This is a genomic window from Neisseria bergeri, assembly GCA_003044455.1.
GTDB lineage: Bacteria > Pseudomonadota > Gammaproteobacteria > Burkholderiales > Neisseriaceae > Neisseria > Neisseria bergeri.
Genome location: POWY01000017.1, coordinates 1 through 15,422, shown reverse-complemented (window position 1 = coordinate 15,422; position 15,422 = coordinate 1). Strand labels below are relative to the sequence as shown.

The 15,422-nt window shown below is 53.6% G+C and carries 12 protein-coding genes; 11 read left to right on the top strand and 1 reads right to left on the bottom strand.

Annotated features, from left to right (window positions below; all coding sequences use genetic code 11):
* The first annotated feature begins 114 nt into the window (after nt 1-114).
* A complete protein-coding gene (gene gyrB / locus DBY86_RS11490) occupies nt 115-2,505 on the top strand; it encodes a DNA topoisomerase (ATP-hydrolyzing) subunit B (protein WP_107820060.1) in 2,391 nt (796 codons plus the stop codon).
* A 98-nt stretch (nt 2,506-2,603) separates the two neighbouring features.
* Nucleotides 2,604-3,989: an L-serine ammonia-lyase gene (locus tag DBY86_RS11485; RefSeq protein ID WP_107820077.1), complete on the top strand. Its 1,386-nt coding sequence runs from the start codon at nt 2,604-2,606 to the stop codon at nt 3,987-3,989.
* A gap of 70 nt (nt 3,990-4,059) precedes the next feature.
* Here DBY86_RS11485 and DBY86_RS11480 read toward each other — a convergent pair whose 3' ends face one another.
* A complete protein-coding gene (locus DBY86_RS11480; RefSeq protein ID WP_107820059.1) occupies nt 4,060-4,491 on the bottom strand; it encodes an EamA family transporter in 432 nt (143 codons plus the stop codon).
* Nucleotides 4,492-4,668: 177 nt separating this feature from the next.
* On the opposite strand from DBY86_RS11480, the gene DBY86_RS11470 reads away from it, so the two are divergent.
* The 9 genes from DBY86_RS11470 to porB all read left to right on the top strand — a co-directional run bounded on the left by DBY86_RS11470 (nt 4,669) and on the right by porB (nt 14,647).
* The gene (locus tag DBY86_RS11470) at nt 4,669-6,345 is read left to right on the top strand and encodes a formate--tetrahydrofolate ligase (RefSeq protein WP_107820058.1); all 1,677 of its coding nucleotides are present in this window, start codon (nt 4,669-4,671) and stop codon (nt 6,343-6,345) included.
* Nucleotides 6,346-6,458: 113 nt separating this feature from the next.
* A complete protein-coding gene (gene ychF / locus DBY86_RS11465) occupies nt 6,459-7,550 on the top strand; it encodes a redox-regulated ATPase YchF (protein ID WP_107820057.1) in 1,092 nt (363 codons plus the stop codon).
* A gap of 370 nt (nt 7,551-7,920) precedes the next feature.
* Nucleotides 7,921-9,801, top strand: coding sequence for an acyltransferase family protein (locus DBY86_RS11455; RefSeq protein WP_107820076.1), 1,881 nt, complete (start codon nt 7,921-7,923; stop codon nt 9,799-9,801).
* A 61-nt stretch (nt 9,802-9,862) separates the two neighbouring features.
* Nucleotides 9,863-11,158: a tyrosine--tRNA ligase gene (gene tyrS, locus DBY86_RS11450; protein ID WP_107820056.1), complete on the top strand. Its 1,296-nt coding sequence runs from the start codon at nt 9,863-9,865 to the stop codon at nt 11,156-11,158.
* Between the two features lie 16 nt (nt 11,159-11,174).
* Complete coding sequence (locus DBY86_RS14010) at nt 11,175-11,297, top strand: hypothetical protein (protein ID WP_300905801.1); 123 nt, start codon at nt 11,175-11,177, stop codon at nt 11,295-11,297.
* Between the two features lie 287 nt (nt 11,298-11,584).
* Nucleotides 11,585-12,382, top strand: coding sequence for a tRNA pseudouridine(38-40) synthase TruA (truA, locus tag DBY86_RS11445; RefSeq protein WP_107820055.1), 798 nt, complete (start codon nt 11,585-11,587; stop codon nt 12,380-12,382).
* Nucleotides 12,383-12,504: 122 nt separating this feature from the next.
* Complete coding sequence (locus DBY86_RS11440) at nt 12,505-12,744, top strand: AbrB/MazE/SpoVT family DNA-binding domain-containing protein (RefSeq protein WP_002227726.1); 240 nt, start codon at nt 12,505-12,507, stop codon at nt 12,742-12,744.
* Entirely contained in the window at nt 12,732-13,055 is a 324-nt protein-coding gene (locus DBY86_RS11435; RefSeq protein ID WP_002214977.1) for a type II toxin-antitoxin system PemK/MazF family toxin, read from the top strand. The genes DBY86_RS11440 and DBY86_RS11435 overlap by 13 nt, the downstream gene beginning before the upstream one ends.
* Before the next feature lie 530 nt (nt 13,056-13,585).
* Entirely contained in the window at nt 13,586-14,647 is a 1,062-nt protein-coding gene (gene porB, locus DBY86_RS11425) for a trimeric porin PorB (RefSeq protein ID WP_107820054.1), read from the top strand.
* Nucleotides 14,648-15,422 lie beyond the last annotated feature (775 nt).

Sequence of the window (15,422 nt, the reverse complement as noted above, 5' to 3'; positions counted from 1 at the left end):
GGCGGCAAAATCGGCTATAATACACAATTATATACGCCGTCCCGCCCGCTTTTTTCACAAGGCGCGGACTGTTTTGGCGGCATCGCAAAATCTTTTCAAAATCCGGCAAAAAATATGACTGAACAAAAACACGAAGAATACGGCGCCGACAGCATTCAGGTGCTCGAAGGCTTGGAAGCGGTACGCAAACGCCCCGGCATGTACATTGGCGACACGCAGGACGGCAGCGGCCTGCACCATATGGTGTTCGAAGTATTGGACAACGCCATCGACGAAGCACTGGCGGGACATTGCGATAAAATCACCGTAACCATCCATGCCGACAATTCTGTCAGCGTGGCAGACAACGGGCGCGGTATGCCCACCGGCATCCACCCGAAAGAAGGACGCTCCGCCGCCGAAGTCATCATGACCGTCTTGCACGCGGGCGGCAAGTTCGACAACAACAGCTACAAAATCTCCGGCGGCCTGCACGGCGTGGGCGTATCCGTCGTCAACGCGCTGTCCGACTGGGTAACGCTGACCATTTACCGCGACGGCAAAGAACACTTTGTCCGCTTCGTGCGCGGCGAAACCGAAGAGCCGTTGAAAGTTGTCGGCGATTCCGATAAAAAAGGCACGACCGTGCGCTTCCTCGCCAGTACGGAAACCTTCGGCAACGTCGAATACAGCTTCGACATCCTTGCCAAACGCATCCGTGAACTTTCGTTCCTGAACAACGGCGTGGACATCGAATTGACCGACGAGCGCGACGGCAAACACGAAAGCTTCGCCCTTTCCGGCGGCGTGGCCGGGTTCGTGCAATACATGAACCGCAAAAAAACGCCGTTGCACGAAAAAATCTTCTACGCGTTCGGCGAAAAAGACGGCATGAGCGTCGAATGCGCGATGCAGTGGAACGACAGCTACCAAGAAAGCGTGCAATGTTTTACTAACAACATTCCGCAACGCGACGGCGGTACGCACTTGACCGCACTGCGCCAAGTGATGACCCGCACCATCAACAACTATATCGAAGCCAACGAAGTCGCCAAAAAAGCCAAAGTGGAAACCGCAGGCGACGATATGCGCGAAGGCTTGACCTGCGTTTTATCCGTCAAACTGCCCGATCCGAAATTCTCATCGCAAACCAAAGACAAACTGGTTTCCAGCGAAATCGGCCCCGTCGTCAACGAAGTCATCAACCAAGCCCTGACCGACTTCCTCGAAGAAAACCCGACCGAAGCCAAAATCATCACCGGCAAAATCGTCGATGCCGCGCGCGCGCGCGAAGCCGCCCGCAAAGCCCGCGAAATCACACGCCGCAAAGGCGTGATGGACGGCTTGGGGCTGCCCGGCAAACTCGCCGACTGCCAAGAAAAAGACCCTGCCTTGTCAGAACTTTATCTGGTCGAGGGCGATTCCGCAGGCGGTTCTGCCAAACAAGGCCGCGACCGTAAATTCCAAGCCATTTTGCCGCTCAAAGGCAAAATTTTGAACGTCGAAAAAGCCCGTTTTGAAAAAATGCTCGCCAGCCAAGAGGTCGCCACCCTGATTACCGCGCTGGGCGCAGGCATCGGCAAAGAAGAGTTCAACCCCGAAAAACTGCGTTACCACCGCATCATCATCATGACCGATGCCGACGTGGACGGCGCGCACATCCGCACCCTGCTCCTGACCTTCTTCTACCGCCAAATGCCCGAACTGGTCGAGCGCGGCTACATCTATATCGCCCAGCCGCCTTTGTATAAAGCGAAATACGGCAAACAGGAACGTTACCTCAAGGACGAGTTGGAAAAAGACCAATGGCTGCTCGGACTCGCCTTGGAAAAAGCCAAAATCGTTTCAGACGGCAAAGTGCTGGAGGGGAAAGATTTGGAAAGCGCCGCCAAGCAGTTCCTGTTGGCGAAAACCGTTATCGAACAGGAAAGCCGCTTCGTGGACGAACTCGTCCTGCGCGCCATGCTGCACGCATCGCCCATTGATTTGATGTCGTCTGAAAACGCCGATAAAGCCGTTGCCGAACTTTCCGGTCTGCTCGACGAAAAAGAAGTCGCCCTCGAACGCATCGAAGGACACGAAGGCAACCGCTTCATCAAAATCACCCGCAAGCTGCACGGCAACGTCATGGTCAGCTACATCGAACCCAAGTTCCTCAACAGCAAAGCCTACCAAACCCTCACCCAAACCGCCGCCGCGCTCAAAGGCTTGGTCGGCGAGGGCGCCAAGCTCTACAAAGGCGAGAACGAGTACGACGTGGACAGCTTTGAAGCCGCGCTGAACATCCTGCTCCAAAACGCCCAAAAAGGCATGTCCATCCAGCGATACAAAGGATTGGGCGAGATGAACCCCGAACAGCTGTGGGAAACCACGATGGATCCGTCCGTACGCCGCCTTCTGAAGGTACGCATTGAGGACGCCATTGCTGCCGACGAAGTGTTCGTTACGCTGATGGGCGACGAGGTCGAGCCGCGCCGCGCCTTTATCGAGAACAATGCGCTGATTGCCCAAAATATCGACGCATAAGTGCCGTTTTAAAAAAGGAGGCGGGCAGCTTGCCGCGTCTCCTTTTGATTTGTCAAACGGAAGCCATGCCGTCTGAAACCGCCTTTCGGAGCAAAACCATGATCAGCATTTTTGATATTTTCAAAATCGGTATCGGGCCTTCCAGCTCGCACACCGTCGGCCCGATGAAGGCCGCCGCCGCCTTTGCGGCAGGTTTGAGTGTGCAGGCTGCCCGCATCGCTATCGATATTTACGGCTCGCTCGCCCTGACCGGATACGGACACGGCACGTTCGACGCGCTGATGCTCGGTTTGGAAGGCAGCCTGCCGCACGATATTCCGCTTGCCGACATTCCCGACCGCCTCGAGCGTATCCGCTCCCAGCATATCCTACTGCTTAACGGAGATGAAATTGTGTTCGACCCCCGGCGCGATTTGCATATACGCGGCGACCAAGTGCTGCCCAAACATCCGAACGGCCTGCGTTTCACCGCCTATGCTTCAGACGGGGCAGTCTTGAAGGAGCAGGTTTATTATTCGGTCGGCGGCGGCTTTGTCGTTACCGAAGAAGATTTCGACCAGCAGGCGGAAACGGAAAAAACCGTTCCTTATCCTTACAACAGTTGTGCCGAGCTGCTTGCCCAATGCCGTCTGAACCAGCTGGATATTTCCGAAGCCGTGTTGGCAAACGAAGCCGCGCTTGCCGGATGCAGCGAAGCCGAAATCCGCCGCCGTGTTGCCGGTGTTGCCGAGGTTATGGAAGGCTGCATCAAGCGCGGTTTGGCGGCAGACGGCGAACTGCCCGGCGGATTGAACGTCCGCCGCCGTGCCCCGCAGCTTGCCGCCAAACTTAAAGTCCTGCGCGAAACCGAAATCGTCAACACCCAGCTTTGGCCGATGGTATACGCCATGGCGGTCAACGAAGAAAACGCCGCCGGCGGACGCGTCGTGACCGCGCCGACCAACGGCGCGGCAGGCATCATTCCCGCAGTATTGCACTATTTCCGCAAGTTCAATCCGCACGCCACACAGGAACGCGTCGAAAACTTCCTGCTCACCGCAGGCGCAATCGGCATCCTCTACAAGACCAACGCCTCCATTTCCGGTGCGGATGTCGGCTGTCAGGGCGAAGTCGGCGTAGCGTGTTCGATGGCGGCGGGCGCATACGCCGAAGTCATCGGCGGCACGCCCAAACAAGTGGAAAACGCCGCCGAAATGGCGATGGAACACCATTTGGGGCTGACTTGCGACCCCGTCGGCGGACTGGTGCAAATCCCCTGCATCGAGCGCAACGGCATCGCCGCCGAAAAAGCCCTCAAACTCGGCACCCTCGCGCTCTTGGAAGACGGCACGGACAAAAAAGTCTCGCTCGACGAAGTCATCCAAACCATGTTGCAGACCGGTCGGGATATGAAGGCGACCTACAAAGAAACCTCGCTCGCCGGACTCGCCGCCACACTTCAGAAAAAAGCTATCCCCGTATCCGTGCGCGTGGTTGAGTGCTGAGGATAGACAGAAACGGAAATGCCGTCTGAAAACAGTTTTTCAGACGGCATTTCATTTATTTCTTGCGGCTTTACCGTTTCAGTGCCAGCGTCAACACGCCCGCCGTAACCAGCCCCAAGCCTATCCATTCCTGCGTGTTCGGGCGTTCGTCCAAGAAAACCACCGCCATCAGGGCGACCAGGACTAGGCTGAATTTATCGACGGGGGCGACTTGCGAGGCGTTGCCCAGTTGCAGGGCTTTGAAGTAGGCGAGCCAGGATGCGCCGGTAGCGAGGCCGGATAAAATCAGAAACGTCCAGTTGCGCCCCGTGAAGCCGTTTACGCCCTGCCATTTGCCGGTGTAGGTCAAAAACAATACCAAAGCGGCGAGGATGACCAAGGTACGGATAAAGGTGGCGAAATCGGAATCTATACCCTGCAAACCCATTTTGGCGAAGATGGCGGTCAATGAGGCGAAACCTGCCGATGCCAATGCCCAAAACAGCCATGCGTTGCTGCTCATGTTTTATTCCCTTGTTTCAAATTGTTGACAATATGAATCCGCTTGTTGATGAAATATCAAAATTTTCACTGCGGTTTATCCTTGGAAAACGTTATAATAGAACGAATATTCTTTTTCTTCCAGCCGTCTCTTGAGATTGTTTCAGACGGCCTTTCCCTCTCTCAATAAAGGAAAATCATGAGCTTCAAAACCGATGCCGAAATCGCCCAATCTTCCACCATGCGCCCGATTAGTGAAATTGCCGCCAAGCTGGGTTTGAACGTTGACAACATTGAGCCCTATGGTCATTACAAAGCCAAAATCAATCCTGCCGAAGCGTTTAAACTGCCGCAAAAACAAGGCCGTCTGATTTTGGTTACCGCCATCAACCCGACTCCGGCGGGCGAAGGCAAAACCACCGTAACCATCGGTTTGGCGGACGCGTTGCGCCACATCGGCAAAGATGCCGTGATTGCCCTGCGCGAGCCTTCTTTGGGTCCGGTGTTTGGTGTTAAAGGCGGCGCGGCAGGCGGCGGCTATGCCCAAGTTTTGCCGATGGAAGACATCAACCTGCACTTTACCGGCGACTTCCACGCCATCGGCGCGGCGAATAACTTGCTTGCCGCCATGCTCGACAACCATATCTACCAAGGCAACGAGTTGAACATCGATCCGAAACGCGTGCTGTGGCGTCGTGTGGTCGATATGAACGACCGCCAGTTGCGCAACATCATCGACGGTATGGGCAAACCTGTTGACGGCGTGATGCGTCCCGACGGTTTTGACATTACCGTTGCGTCCGAAGTGATGGCGGTATTCTGCCTTGCCAAAGACATCAGCGATTTGAAAGAGCGTTTGGGCAACATCCTCGTCGCTTACGCTAAAGACGGCAGCCCTGTTTATGCCAAAGATTTGAAAGCGAATGGCGCGATGGCGGCATTGCTCAAAGATGCGATTAAGCCCAACTTGGTGCAAACCATCGAAGGCACGCCCGCCTTCGTACACGGCGGCCCGTTCGCCAACATCGCCCACGGCTGCAACTCCGTAACCGCAACCCGTCTGGCGAAACACCTTGCCGATTACGCCGTAACCGAAGCAGGCTTCGGCGCGGATTTGGGCGCGGAAAAATTCTGCGACATCAAATGCCGCCTTGCCGGTTTGAAACCTGATGCGGCGGTCGTCGTGGCGACTGTCCGCGCCCTGAAATACAACGGCGGCGTGGAACGCGCCAACCTCGGCGAAGAAAACCTCGAAGCCTTGGCAAAAGGCCTACCTAATCTGCTGAAACACATTTCCAACCTGAAAAACGTATTCGGCCTGCCAGTGGTGGTTGCCATCAACCGCTTCGTGTCCGACTCAGATGCCGAGTTGGCGATGATTGAAAAAGCCTGTGCCGAACACGGCGTTGAAGTTTCCCTGACCGAAGTGTGGGGCAAAGGTGGTGCGGGCGGCGCGGATTTGGCGCGCAAAGTCGTCAACGCCATCGAAAACCAACCGAATAACTTTGGCTTTGCCTACGATGTTGAGTTGAGCATTAAAGACAAAATCCGTGCGATTGCCCAAAAAGTGTACGGCGCAGAAGATGTTGATTTCAGCGCGGAAGCGTCTGCCGAAATCGCTTCACTGGAAAAACTGGGCTTGGACAAAATGCCGGTCTGCATGGCGAAAACCCAATACTCTTTGAGCGATAACGCCAAATTTTTGGGCTGCCCTGAAGGCTTCCGCATTACCGTGCGCGGCATCACCGTTTCTTCCGGTGCGGGCTTCATTGTTGCGTTGTGCGGCAATATGATGAAGATGCCGGGTCTGCCGAAAGTTCCGGCCGCCGAGAAAATCGATGTGGACGCAGACGGCGTGATTCACGGCTTGTTCTGAGTGGTTTTTGAAACCGGATGCCGTCTGAAGCCGTTTCAGACGGCATTTTTTCGGAAGGAAGGCGGCGGTATGCTATAATCCGCCGTTAAATTTCTCTATTTTCAGGAAAAAACATGAGTTTGAAATGCGGCATCGTCGGTTTGCCCAACGTTGGCAAATCCACCCTCTTTAACGCGCTGACCCAATCGGGCATCGAAGCGGCAAACTATCCCTTCTGCACCATCGAACCCAACGTCGGCATCGTCGAAGTGCCCGACCCGCGTATGGCCGAATTGGCGAAAATCGTCAATCCGCAAAAAATGCAGCCCGCCATCGTCGAGTTTGTCGATATCGCCGGTTTGGTCGCGGGCGCGAGCAAAGGCGAGGGCTTGGGCAACCAGTTCCTTGCCAACATCCGCGAAACCGACGCGATTGTGAATGTCGTGCGCTGCTTTGACGACGACAACATCGTCCACGTTGCAGGCCGCGTCGATCCGATTGCCGACATCGAAACCATCGGTACAGAGTTGGCACTTGCCGACTTGGCAAGTGTGGAAAAAGCCATCGTCCGCGAAGAAAAACGCGCACGCTCAGGCGACAAAGACGCGCAAAAACTGGTCGATCTGTGCAAAAAACTGCTGCCTCATCTGGACGAAGGCAAACCCGTACGCTCCTTCGGTTTAGACGCAGAAGAACTTGCCATGCTCAAACCACTGTTCTTGCTGACTGCCAAACCTGCGATGTATGTGGGCAACGTTTCCGAAGACGGTTTTGAAAACAACCCGCACCTCGACCGCCTGAAAGAATTGGCTGAAAAAGAAAACGCCCCCGTCGTCGCCGTATGCGCCGCGATGGAGAGCGAAATCGCCGAATTGGAAGACGACGAAAAAGCCGAGTTCCTCGCCGAAATGGGCTTGGAAGAACCTGGCCTGAACCGCCTGATTCGTGCCGGCTACGACCTTTTGGGGCTGCAAACCTATTTCACCGCCGGTGTGAAAGAAGTCCGCGCGTGGACGATACACAAAGGCGATACCGCCCCGCAAGCCGCCGGCGTGATTCACACCGACTTTGAACGCGGCTTCATCCGCGCCCAAGTCATTTCTTACGACGACTTTGTCTCGCTCGGCGGCGAAGCCAAAGCAAAAGAAGCCGGCAAAATGCGTGTGGAAGGCAAGGAATACGTCGTGCAGGATGGGGATGTGATGCACTTTTTGTTTAACGTGTAAACACGGCAAAACGCTTTTCAGACGGCCTTTTTTTTCAGCTTAAGGCCGTCTGAAGCCGGTTTTTGACGGTTCCGGCGTTTCCCGTGCCGCAGGAATAAAGCCGCATCAAAATAAAATTCCGCCCGATCGGCAAGCGTCTGACGGCTTGCCAAAAACAAGCCGCCCCGCCGTTACGGGAAGCCGTCCGACATTCCGAATATCCCGAGCCCCGATACGAAATGACCTTTCAGACGGCATTTGCGCCGCCGCGTTTTGGATTATAGTGAATTAACAAAAATCAGGACAAGGCGGCGAGCCGCAGACAGTACAGATAGTACGGCAAGGCGAGGCAACGCCGTACTGGTTTTTGTTAATCCGCTATAAAAACATTATGAGCCAAGCCTTACCCTACCGCCCGGACATCGACACATTGCGCGCCGCCGCCGTTTTGTCCGTCATCGTGTTCCATATCGAAAAGGATTGGTTGCCGGGCGGGTTTCTCGGTGTCGATATTTTCTTTGTGATTTCAGGCTTTTTGATGACGGCGATCCTCCTTCGCGAAATGTCCGGGGGGGGGGGGCGTTTCTTTCTCAAGACATTTTATATCCGCCGCATCAAACGGATTTTGCCCGCATTTTTCGCCGTATTGGCGGCAACGCTGGCAGGCGGCTTCTTTTTATTCACCAAAGATGATTTCTTTCTTTTGTGGAAATCCGCGCTGACCGCCTTGGGTTTCGCCTCCAACCTGTATTTTGCAAGGGGGAAGGATTATTTTGATCCCGCGCAGGAAGAAAAGCCCCTGCTGCACATTTGGTCTTTGTCGGTCGAAGAACAATTTTACTTTGTCTTTCCGATGTTGCTGCTGCTTGTCGCCCGCAAAAGCCCGCGCGTACAGTTCGGCTTCCTCGCCGCATTGTGCGCCTTAAGCCTTGCCGCTTCCTTTATGCCTTCCGCGCTCGATAAATATTACCTGCCCCACCTGCGCGCCTGCGAAATGCTGGTCGGATCGCTGACCGCCGTGCGGATGCGGTACCGGCAACAGCGGAATCTCGTCGCCGGCAAACGGTATGCCGCCGCCGGCGCATTGTTTTCCGTGTGCATACTGTCCGTCTGCCTGTTTGCCTATTCGGAACAAACCGCCTACTTCCCGGGGCCCGCCGCTCTGTTTCCCTGTCTGGTCGTTGCCGCGCTGATTTATTTCAACCATTACGAACACCCGCTTAAAAAATTTTTCCAATGGAAAATCACCGTTGCCGTCGGTTTGATTTCCTATTCGCTTTATCTGTGGCATTGGCCGATATTGGCCTTTATGCGCTATATCGGTCCGGACAACCTGCCGCCTTATTCGACAGCGGCAGCAATCGTTCTGACCTTGGCGTTTTCCCTGGTTTCTTATCACTGCATCGAAAAGCCGTTTAAAAAATGGAAAGGTTCGTTCGCACAATCCGTTTTATGGATTTATGCCTTGCCTATGCTCATTTTGGGCGCGGGCTCGTTTTTCGCGATGAGGCTGCCGTTTATGGCGCAATACGACCGCTTGGGGCTGACGCGTTCCAACACCTCCTGCCACAACAATACCGGCAAACAATGCCGGTGGGGGGATACGGAAAAACAGCCGGAACTGCTGGTTTTGGGTGATTCCCACGCCGACCATTACAAAACATTCTTCGATGCCGTGGGCAAAAAAGAAAAATGGTCCGCCACAATGGTTTCCGCCGACGCTTGCGCCTATGTTGAGGGCTACGCGTCCCGCGTGTTCCAAAACTGGGCCGCCTGCCGCGCCGTTTACCGCTATGCCGAAGAACACCTGCCCCGGTATTCAAAAGTGGTTTTGGCGATGCGCTGGGGCAGCCAGATGCCCGAAAACAGCCGCTCCCTTGCCTACGATGCCGGTTTTTTCCAAAAATTCGACCGTATGCTGCACAAACTCTCATCCGAAAAACAAGCCGTTTACCTGATGGCGGACAACTTGGCCTCGTCTTACAACGTCCAGCGCGCCTATATCTTGTCTTCACGCATACCGGGTTACCGCCAAACCCTGCGCCCGGACGACGAAAGCACCCTGAAAGCCAATGCACGCATCAGGGAATTGGCAGCCAAATACCCCAACGTCTATATTATTGATGCCGCCGCCTATATCCCCGCAGATTTTCAAATCGGCGGATTGCCGGTTTACTCGGACAAAGACCACATCAACCCTTACGGCGGCACGGAATTGGCAAAGCGTTTTTCCGAAAAACAACGGTTTCTCGATACGCGCCATAACCATTGATCCGATTAAATTTGTTACAATCGGCGGTTTGCAAAACCGCTAATTTTTTTGAAAGAGACCGATGAGCGTCATCCAAGACCTGCAATCGCGCGGCCTTATCGCGCAAACGACCGACATCGAAGCCTTAGACGCTTTGCTGAACGAACAAAAAATTTCCCTTTATTGCGGCTTCGACCCGACCGCCGACAGCCTGCACATCGGACACCTGCTGCCCGTATTGGCATTGCGCCGCTTCCAACAGGCGGGGCATACGCCGATTGCACTGGTGGGCGGCGCAACCGGCATGATCGGCGACCCCAGCTTCAAAGCCGCCGAACGCAGCCTCAATTCCGCCGAAACCGTTGCCGGCTGGGTAGAAAGCATCCGCAACCAACTGACCCCTTTCTTAAGCTTTGAAGGCGAAAATGCCGCCATTATGGCGAACAACGCCGACTGGTTTGGCAGCATGAACTGTCTCGATTTTCTGCGTGACATCGGCAAGCATTTCTCCGTCAACGCCATGCTGAACAAAGAGTCCGTCAAACAGCGTATCGAGCGCGACGACGTGGGCATTTCCTTTACCGAGTTCGCCTATTCCCTGCTGCAAGGCTACGACTTTGCCGAGTTGAACAAACGCCACGGCGCGGTTTTGGAAATCGGCGGTTCCGACCAATGGGGCAACATCACCGCAGGTATCGACCTGACCCGCCGTCTGCACCAAAAACAAGTGTTCGGTCTGACCCTGCCTTTGGTTACCAAATCAGACGGCACCAAATTCGGCAAAACCGAAGGCGGCGCGGTGTGGCTGAACGCGAAAAAAACCTCGCCGTACCAGTTCTACCAGTTCTGGCTGAAAGTTGCCGATGCCGATGTGTATAAATTCCTGAAATACTTTACCTTCCTGTCGGTTGAAGAAATCGATGCCGTCGAAGCGAAAGACAAGGCAAGCGGCAGCAAGCCCGAAGCGCAACGCATCCTCGCCGAAGAAATGACCCGCCTGATTCACGGCGAAGAAGCCCTACAAGCCGCACAGCGCATTTCCGAAAGCCTGTTTGCCGAAGACCAAAGCAGCCTGACCGAAAGCGACTTCGAGCAGCTCGCCCTCGACGGCCTGCCCGCATTTGAAGTTTCAGACGGCATCAACGCCGTTGAAGCCTTGGTCAAAACCGGCTTGGCATCCTCCAATAAAGAAGCGCGCGGCTTTGTGAACAGCAAAGCGGTTCTGCTCAACGGCAAACCTGTCGAAGCCAACAACCCCAACCACGCCGCCGAACGCCCCGACGATGCCTATCTGTTGACAGGCGAACACAAACGTTTCGGCAAGTACACCATCGTCCGGCGCGGCAAACGCAACCACGCGCTTTTGGTTTGGAAATAATCCGGTTGCCGCAGAAATGCCGTCTGAAGCCTTCAGACGGCATTTTTATCAAATGCAAAACACCCTGCGCCTGCCGATATGCCGTCATTCCCGCGCAGATATGCCGTCATTCCCGCGCAGGCGGGAATCTAGGACGTAAAATCTCAAGAAACCGTTGCACCCGATAAGTTTCTGCGCCGACAGGTCTAGATTCCCGCCTGCGCGGGAATGACGATGCGGGTATTTCGGATGATTCGGCAAACCGTAGCAACTGTATTTTTGCCCGACGGGGTGAAAAATACAGTTGCTACGCAATACCCTGCGGCGCACCCTGTATCCCCCCCCGAACATCTCCCCAAACAACGCCGCGCGCCCCGGGCATTTGCCGTTTCCCTGCAAAATCTGCGATACAATGCCGTCTGAACATTTATCCGAATCCCAAACCCGATGGATACCGCACAAAAACAACGCTGGGCACTGACCCTATCCTACGACGGCAGCCGCTTTTACGGATGGCAGAAGCAGGCAGGCGGCGTACCGACCGTTCAGACGGTATTGGAAACCGCGCTCGCCCAAATCGCAGGAGAATCTGTCGCCACCACCGTTGCCGGCAGAACCGACACCGGCGTGCATGCCACCGCCCAAGTCGTTCATTTTGATACTGCCGCCGTCCGTCCCCAACAGGCATGGGTGCGCGGCGTAAATGCCCACCTACCCGAAGGCATTGCCGTTTTGCACGCCCAACAGACCGCACCCGAATTTCACGCCCGCTTCGACGCATACGGACGGCACTACCGCTACCTGCTCGAATCCGCCCCCGTCCGTTCCCCCCTGCTCAAAAACAGGGCAGGCTGGACACACCTCAAACTCGACATCGGGCCGATGCGGCAGGCTGCCGCCTTATTGATCGGCGAACAAGACTTCTCCAGCTTCCGCGCCGCCGAGTGCCAGGCGAAATCCCCCGTCAAAACCATCTACCGCGCCGATCTTACCCAAAGCGCAGGACTCGTCCGCCTCGATTTGCACGGCAACGCCTTTTTGCACCACATGGTACGCAATATCATGGGCGCGCTCGTTTATGTCGGCAGCGGCAGGCTCAGCGTCGAAGGCTTCGCCGCACTGATTCAAGAACGCAGCCGCCTCAAAGCCCCGCCGACCTTCATGCCCGACGGACTCTACCTGACCGGTGTCGACTATCCCGAGGCATACGGCATCGTCCGCCCCCAAATCCCCGAATGGCTTTAAAACATTCTTGTCGCGGAGATTTTGAAATCGGACAAACTGTCAGGCAATCTTTTTCAATGTTGACACTACCTCATCAAGGTAATAACATTGTTATTACATAAACTGGTAAATATGGTACGTATATGATTCTCAACATACGCAAAATGGGAAACTCGCAAGGAGTGATTCTGCCCAAATCATTATTGAGTCAAATAGGGGCAGTGGACAGCTTGGCTGTTACAGTTGAAAAGGGCAATATTATTTTAAGCTGTCCTACCGTTCGCAGGGGATGGGCAGAAGCTGCCGCAATGCTTGTTGAAACCGAGCAGGAGCATTTTTTTTCCGAAATTGAAAACGAAGCGGATAAAGAATGGATATGGTAGTACGCGGCGGAATCTATCTGGTCTCCTTAGACCCGACCGTAGGAAGCGAAATCAAAAAGACACGTCCTTGTGTCGTAGTATCTCCTCCTGAAATACACAACTATCTCAAGACTGTGCTGATTGTTCCTATGACGAGCGGAAGCCGTCCTGCCCCGTTCCGCGTCAATGTCCGCTTTCAGGATAAAGACGGTTTGCTTTTACCCGAACAGATTAGGGCTGTGGATAAAGCCGGATTGGTCAAACATCTTGGAAATTTAGACAACAGTACGGCTGAAAAACTGTTTGCAGTATTGCAGGAGATGTTTGCCTGATTGAATAGTCTGAATTGATTGTGTTCATTATCCTGCCGCAGGGTCGGGTTTCACACTCGCCCGCAATCTTTTCCTCTTTTCAGACGGCATTCAAAACGGAAAACCTTGCTGCCGCCATTTTTACCGGCAGGAGTCTGAACCTGTCGGTTCAGACGGCATTTTATTGTAGGGGCGGATTTCACATCCGCCCGTTCCGAAAGAAACCGCGTGTGCGTTTTTTGCTGTCTTTATAACCCCCGGTTTGCAATGCCCTCCAATGCCTTCCCAAGTAAGTGTTGTAAAAATGCAAATCTTAAAAATTTAAAATAACTATATGTTATAAAACAAAAAATACCCATAATATCTCTATCCGCCCTTCAAAATGCACATCGGATTCCACACAAAAACAGGCAGAAGTTTGTTTTTTCAGACAGGAACATTTATAGTTTCAGACATGAAATCGCCGAACCCCTCGGCGGTAGGTGTAAAGCCTAAGCGGATTGGAAAGTTAGGTCTGCTTAAATTTCTTAACTACGAAAAGGAATACAGCAATGAAAAAATCTCTGATTGCTCTGACTTTGGCAGCTCTGCCTGTTGCAGCGATGGCTGACGTTAGCCTGTACGGTACAATTAAAGCAGGCGTAGAAGTTTCTCGCGTAAAAAATCAAGGCGTAAAAACCAAAACTGCAACCCAAATTGCCGACTTCGGTTCTAAAATCGGTTTCAAAGGTCAAGAAGACCTCGGCAACGGCATGAAAGCCATTTGGCAGTTGGAACAAAAAGCCTCCATCGCCGGCACTGACAGCAGCTGGGGTAACCGCCAATCCTTCATCGGCTTGAAAGGCGACTTCGGTACCGTCCGCGCCGGTAATCTGAACACCGTATTGAAAGACAGCGGCGACAACGTCAATGCATGGGAATCTGGTTCTAACACCGAAGATGTACTGGGACTGGGTACTATCGGTCGTGTAGAAAGCCGTAAAATCTCCGTACGCTACGACTCTCCCGTATTTGCAGGCTTCAGCGGCAGCGTACAATACGTTCCGCGCGACAATGCGAATGATGAGGATAAATACAAACATGTGAAGTCCAGCCGTGAGTCTTACCACGCCGGTCTGAAATACGAAAATGCCGGTTTCTTCGGTCAATACGCAGGCTCTTTTGCCAAATATGCTGATTTGGACAATAATGCAAAAGTTGTTAAAGTAGGTACGGAAAATCCTGTTAAGGATTACCAAGTACACCGCGTAGTTGCCGGTTACGATGCCAATGACCTGTACGTTTCTGTTGCCGGTCAGTATGAAGCTGCTAAAAACAACGAGGTTGGTTCTTCCGCTATTGGTAAAAAACACGAGCAAACTCAAGTTGCCGCTACTGCCGCTTACCGTTTTGGCAACGTAACGCCTCGCGTTTCTTACGCTCACGGCTTCAAAGCTAAAGTGAATGGCGTGAAAGACGCAAGTTACCAATACGACCAAGTTATCGTTGGTGCCGACTACGACTTCTCCAAACGCACTTCCGCTCTGGTTTCTGCCGGTTGGTTGAAACAAGGCAAAGGTGATACTAAAAGGACCAGTACTGCCAGCATGGTTGGCTTGCGTCACAAATTCTAATCTGAAAAGATTGGTGTAAAAAAAGCCTGTCGAAAGACAGGCTTTTTTATTTGAAATGATTCGTTTGCTATTTAATACGGCAGCCTTCATTCCCACGAGAGTGGGCATTTATCGGGAAAGCAGAAACTTCTCCGCCGTCATTCCCACGAACCTACATTCCGTCATTCCCACGAAAGTGGGAATCCAGGACGCAAAATCTCAAGAAACCGTTTTACCCGATAAGTTTCTGTGCCGACAGCTCTGGATTCCCGCCTGCGCGGGAATGACGAATCCATCTATACGGAAACCTGCACCGCGTCATTCCTACGAACCTACATCCTGTCATTCCCACGAACCTACATTCCGTCATTCCCACGAAAGTGGGAATCCAGAACGCAGGGTTGAAGAAACCGTTTTATCCGATAAGTTTCCGCACCGACAGACCTAGATTCCCGCCTGCGCGGGAATGACGGTTCAGTGATTGTCGAAAGGTAAGGATTCGATGGATTCGATGAAAACGGTGGAAATGTGGGATTGATGGAAATGGCGGGCTGAAGCCCACCGCTTGTATATTGTAATCACTGTATCATAGCAACAAACCGCCCGGCCGCCACCCGCGCCCACCCAAGGCAGACAACCGTTGCGCAGCACAGGGAGCGGCAGGGCAACCCATCGACACAACCGGACAGTTGCCAGACAATACAACCGAATGCAAGGCAGGTTTATGATGAGTACCCAATACAACTGTGCAGGTATCGACATCGCCAAACGAAACTTCGTCATCGCCGTTTCGTCT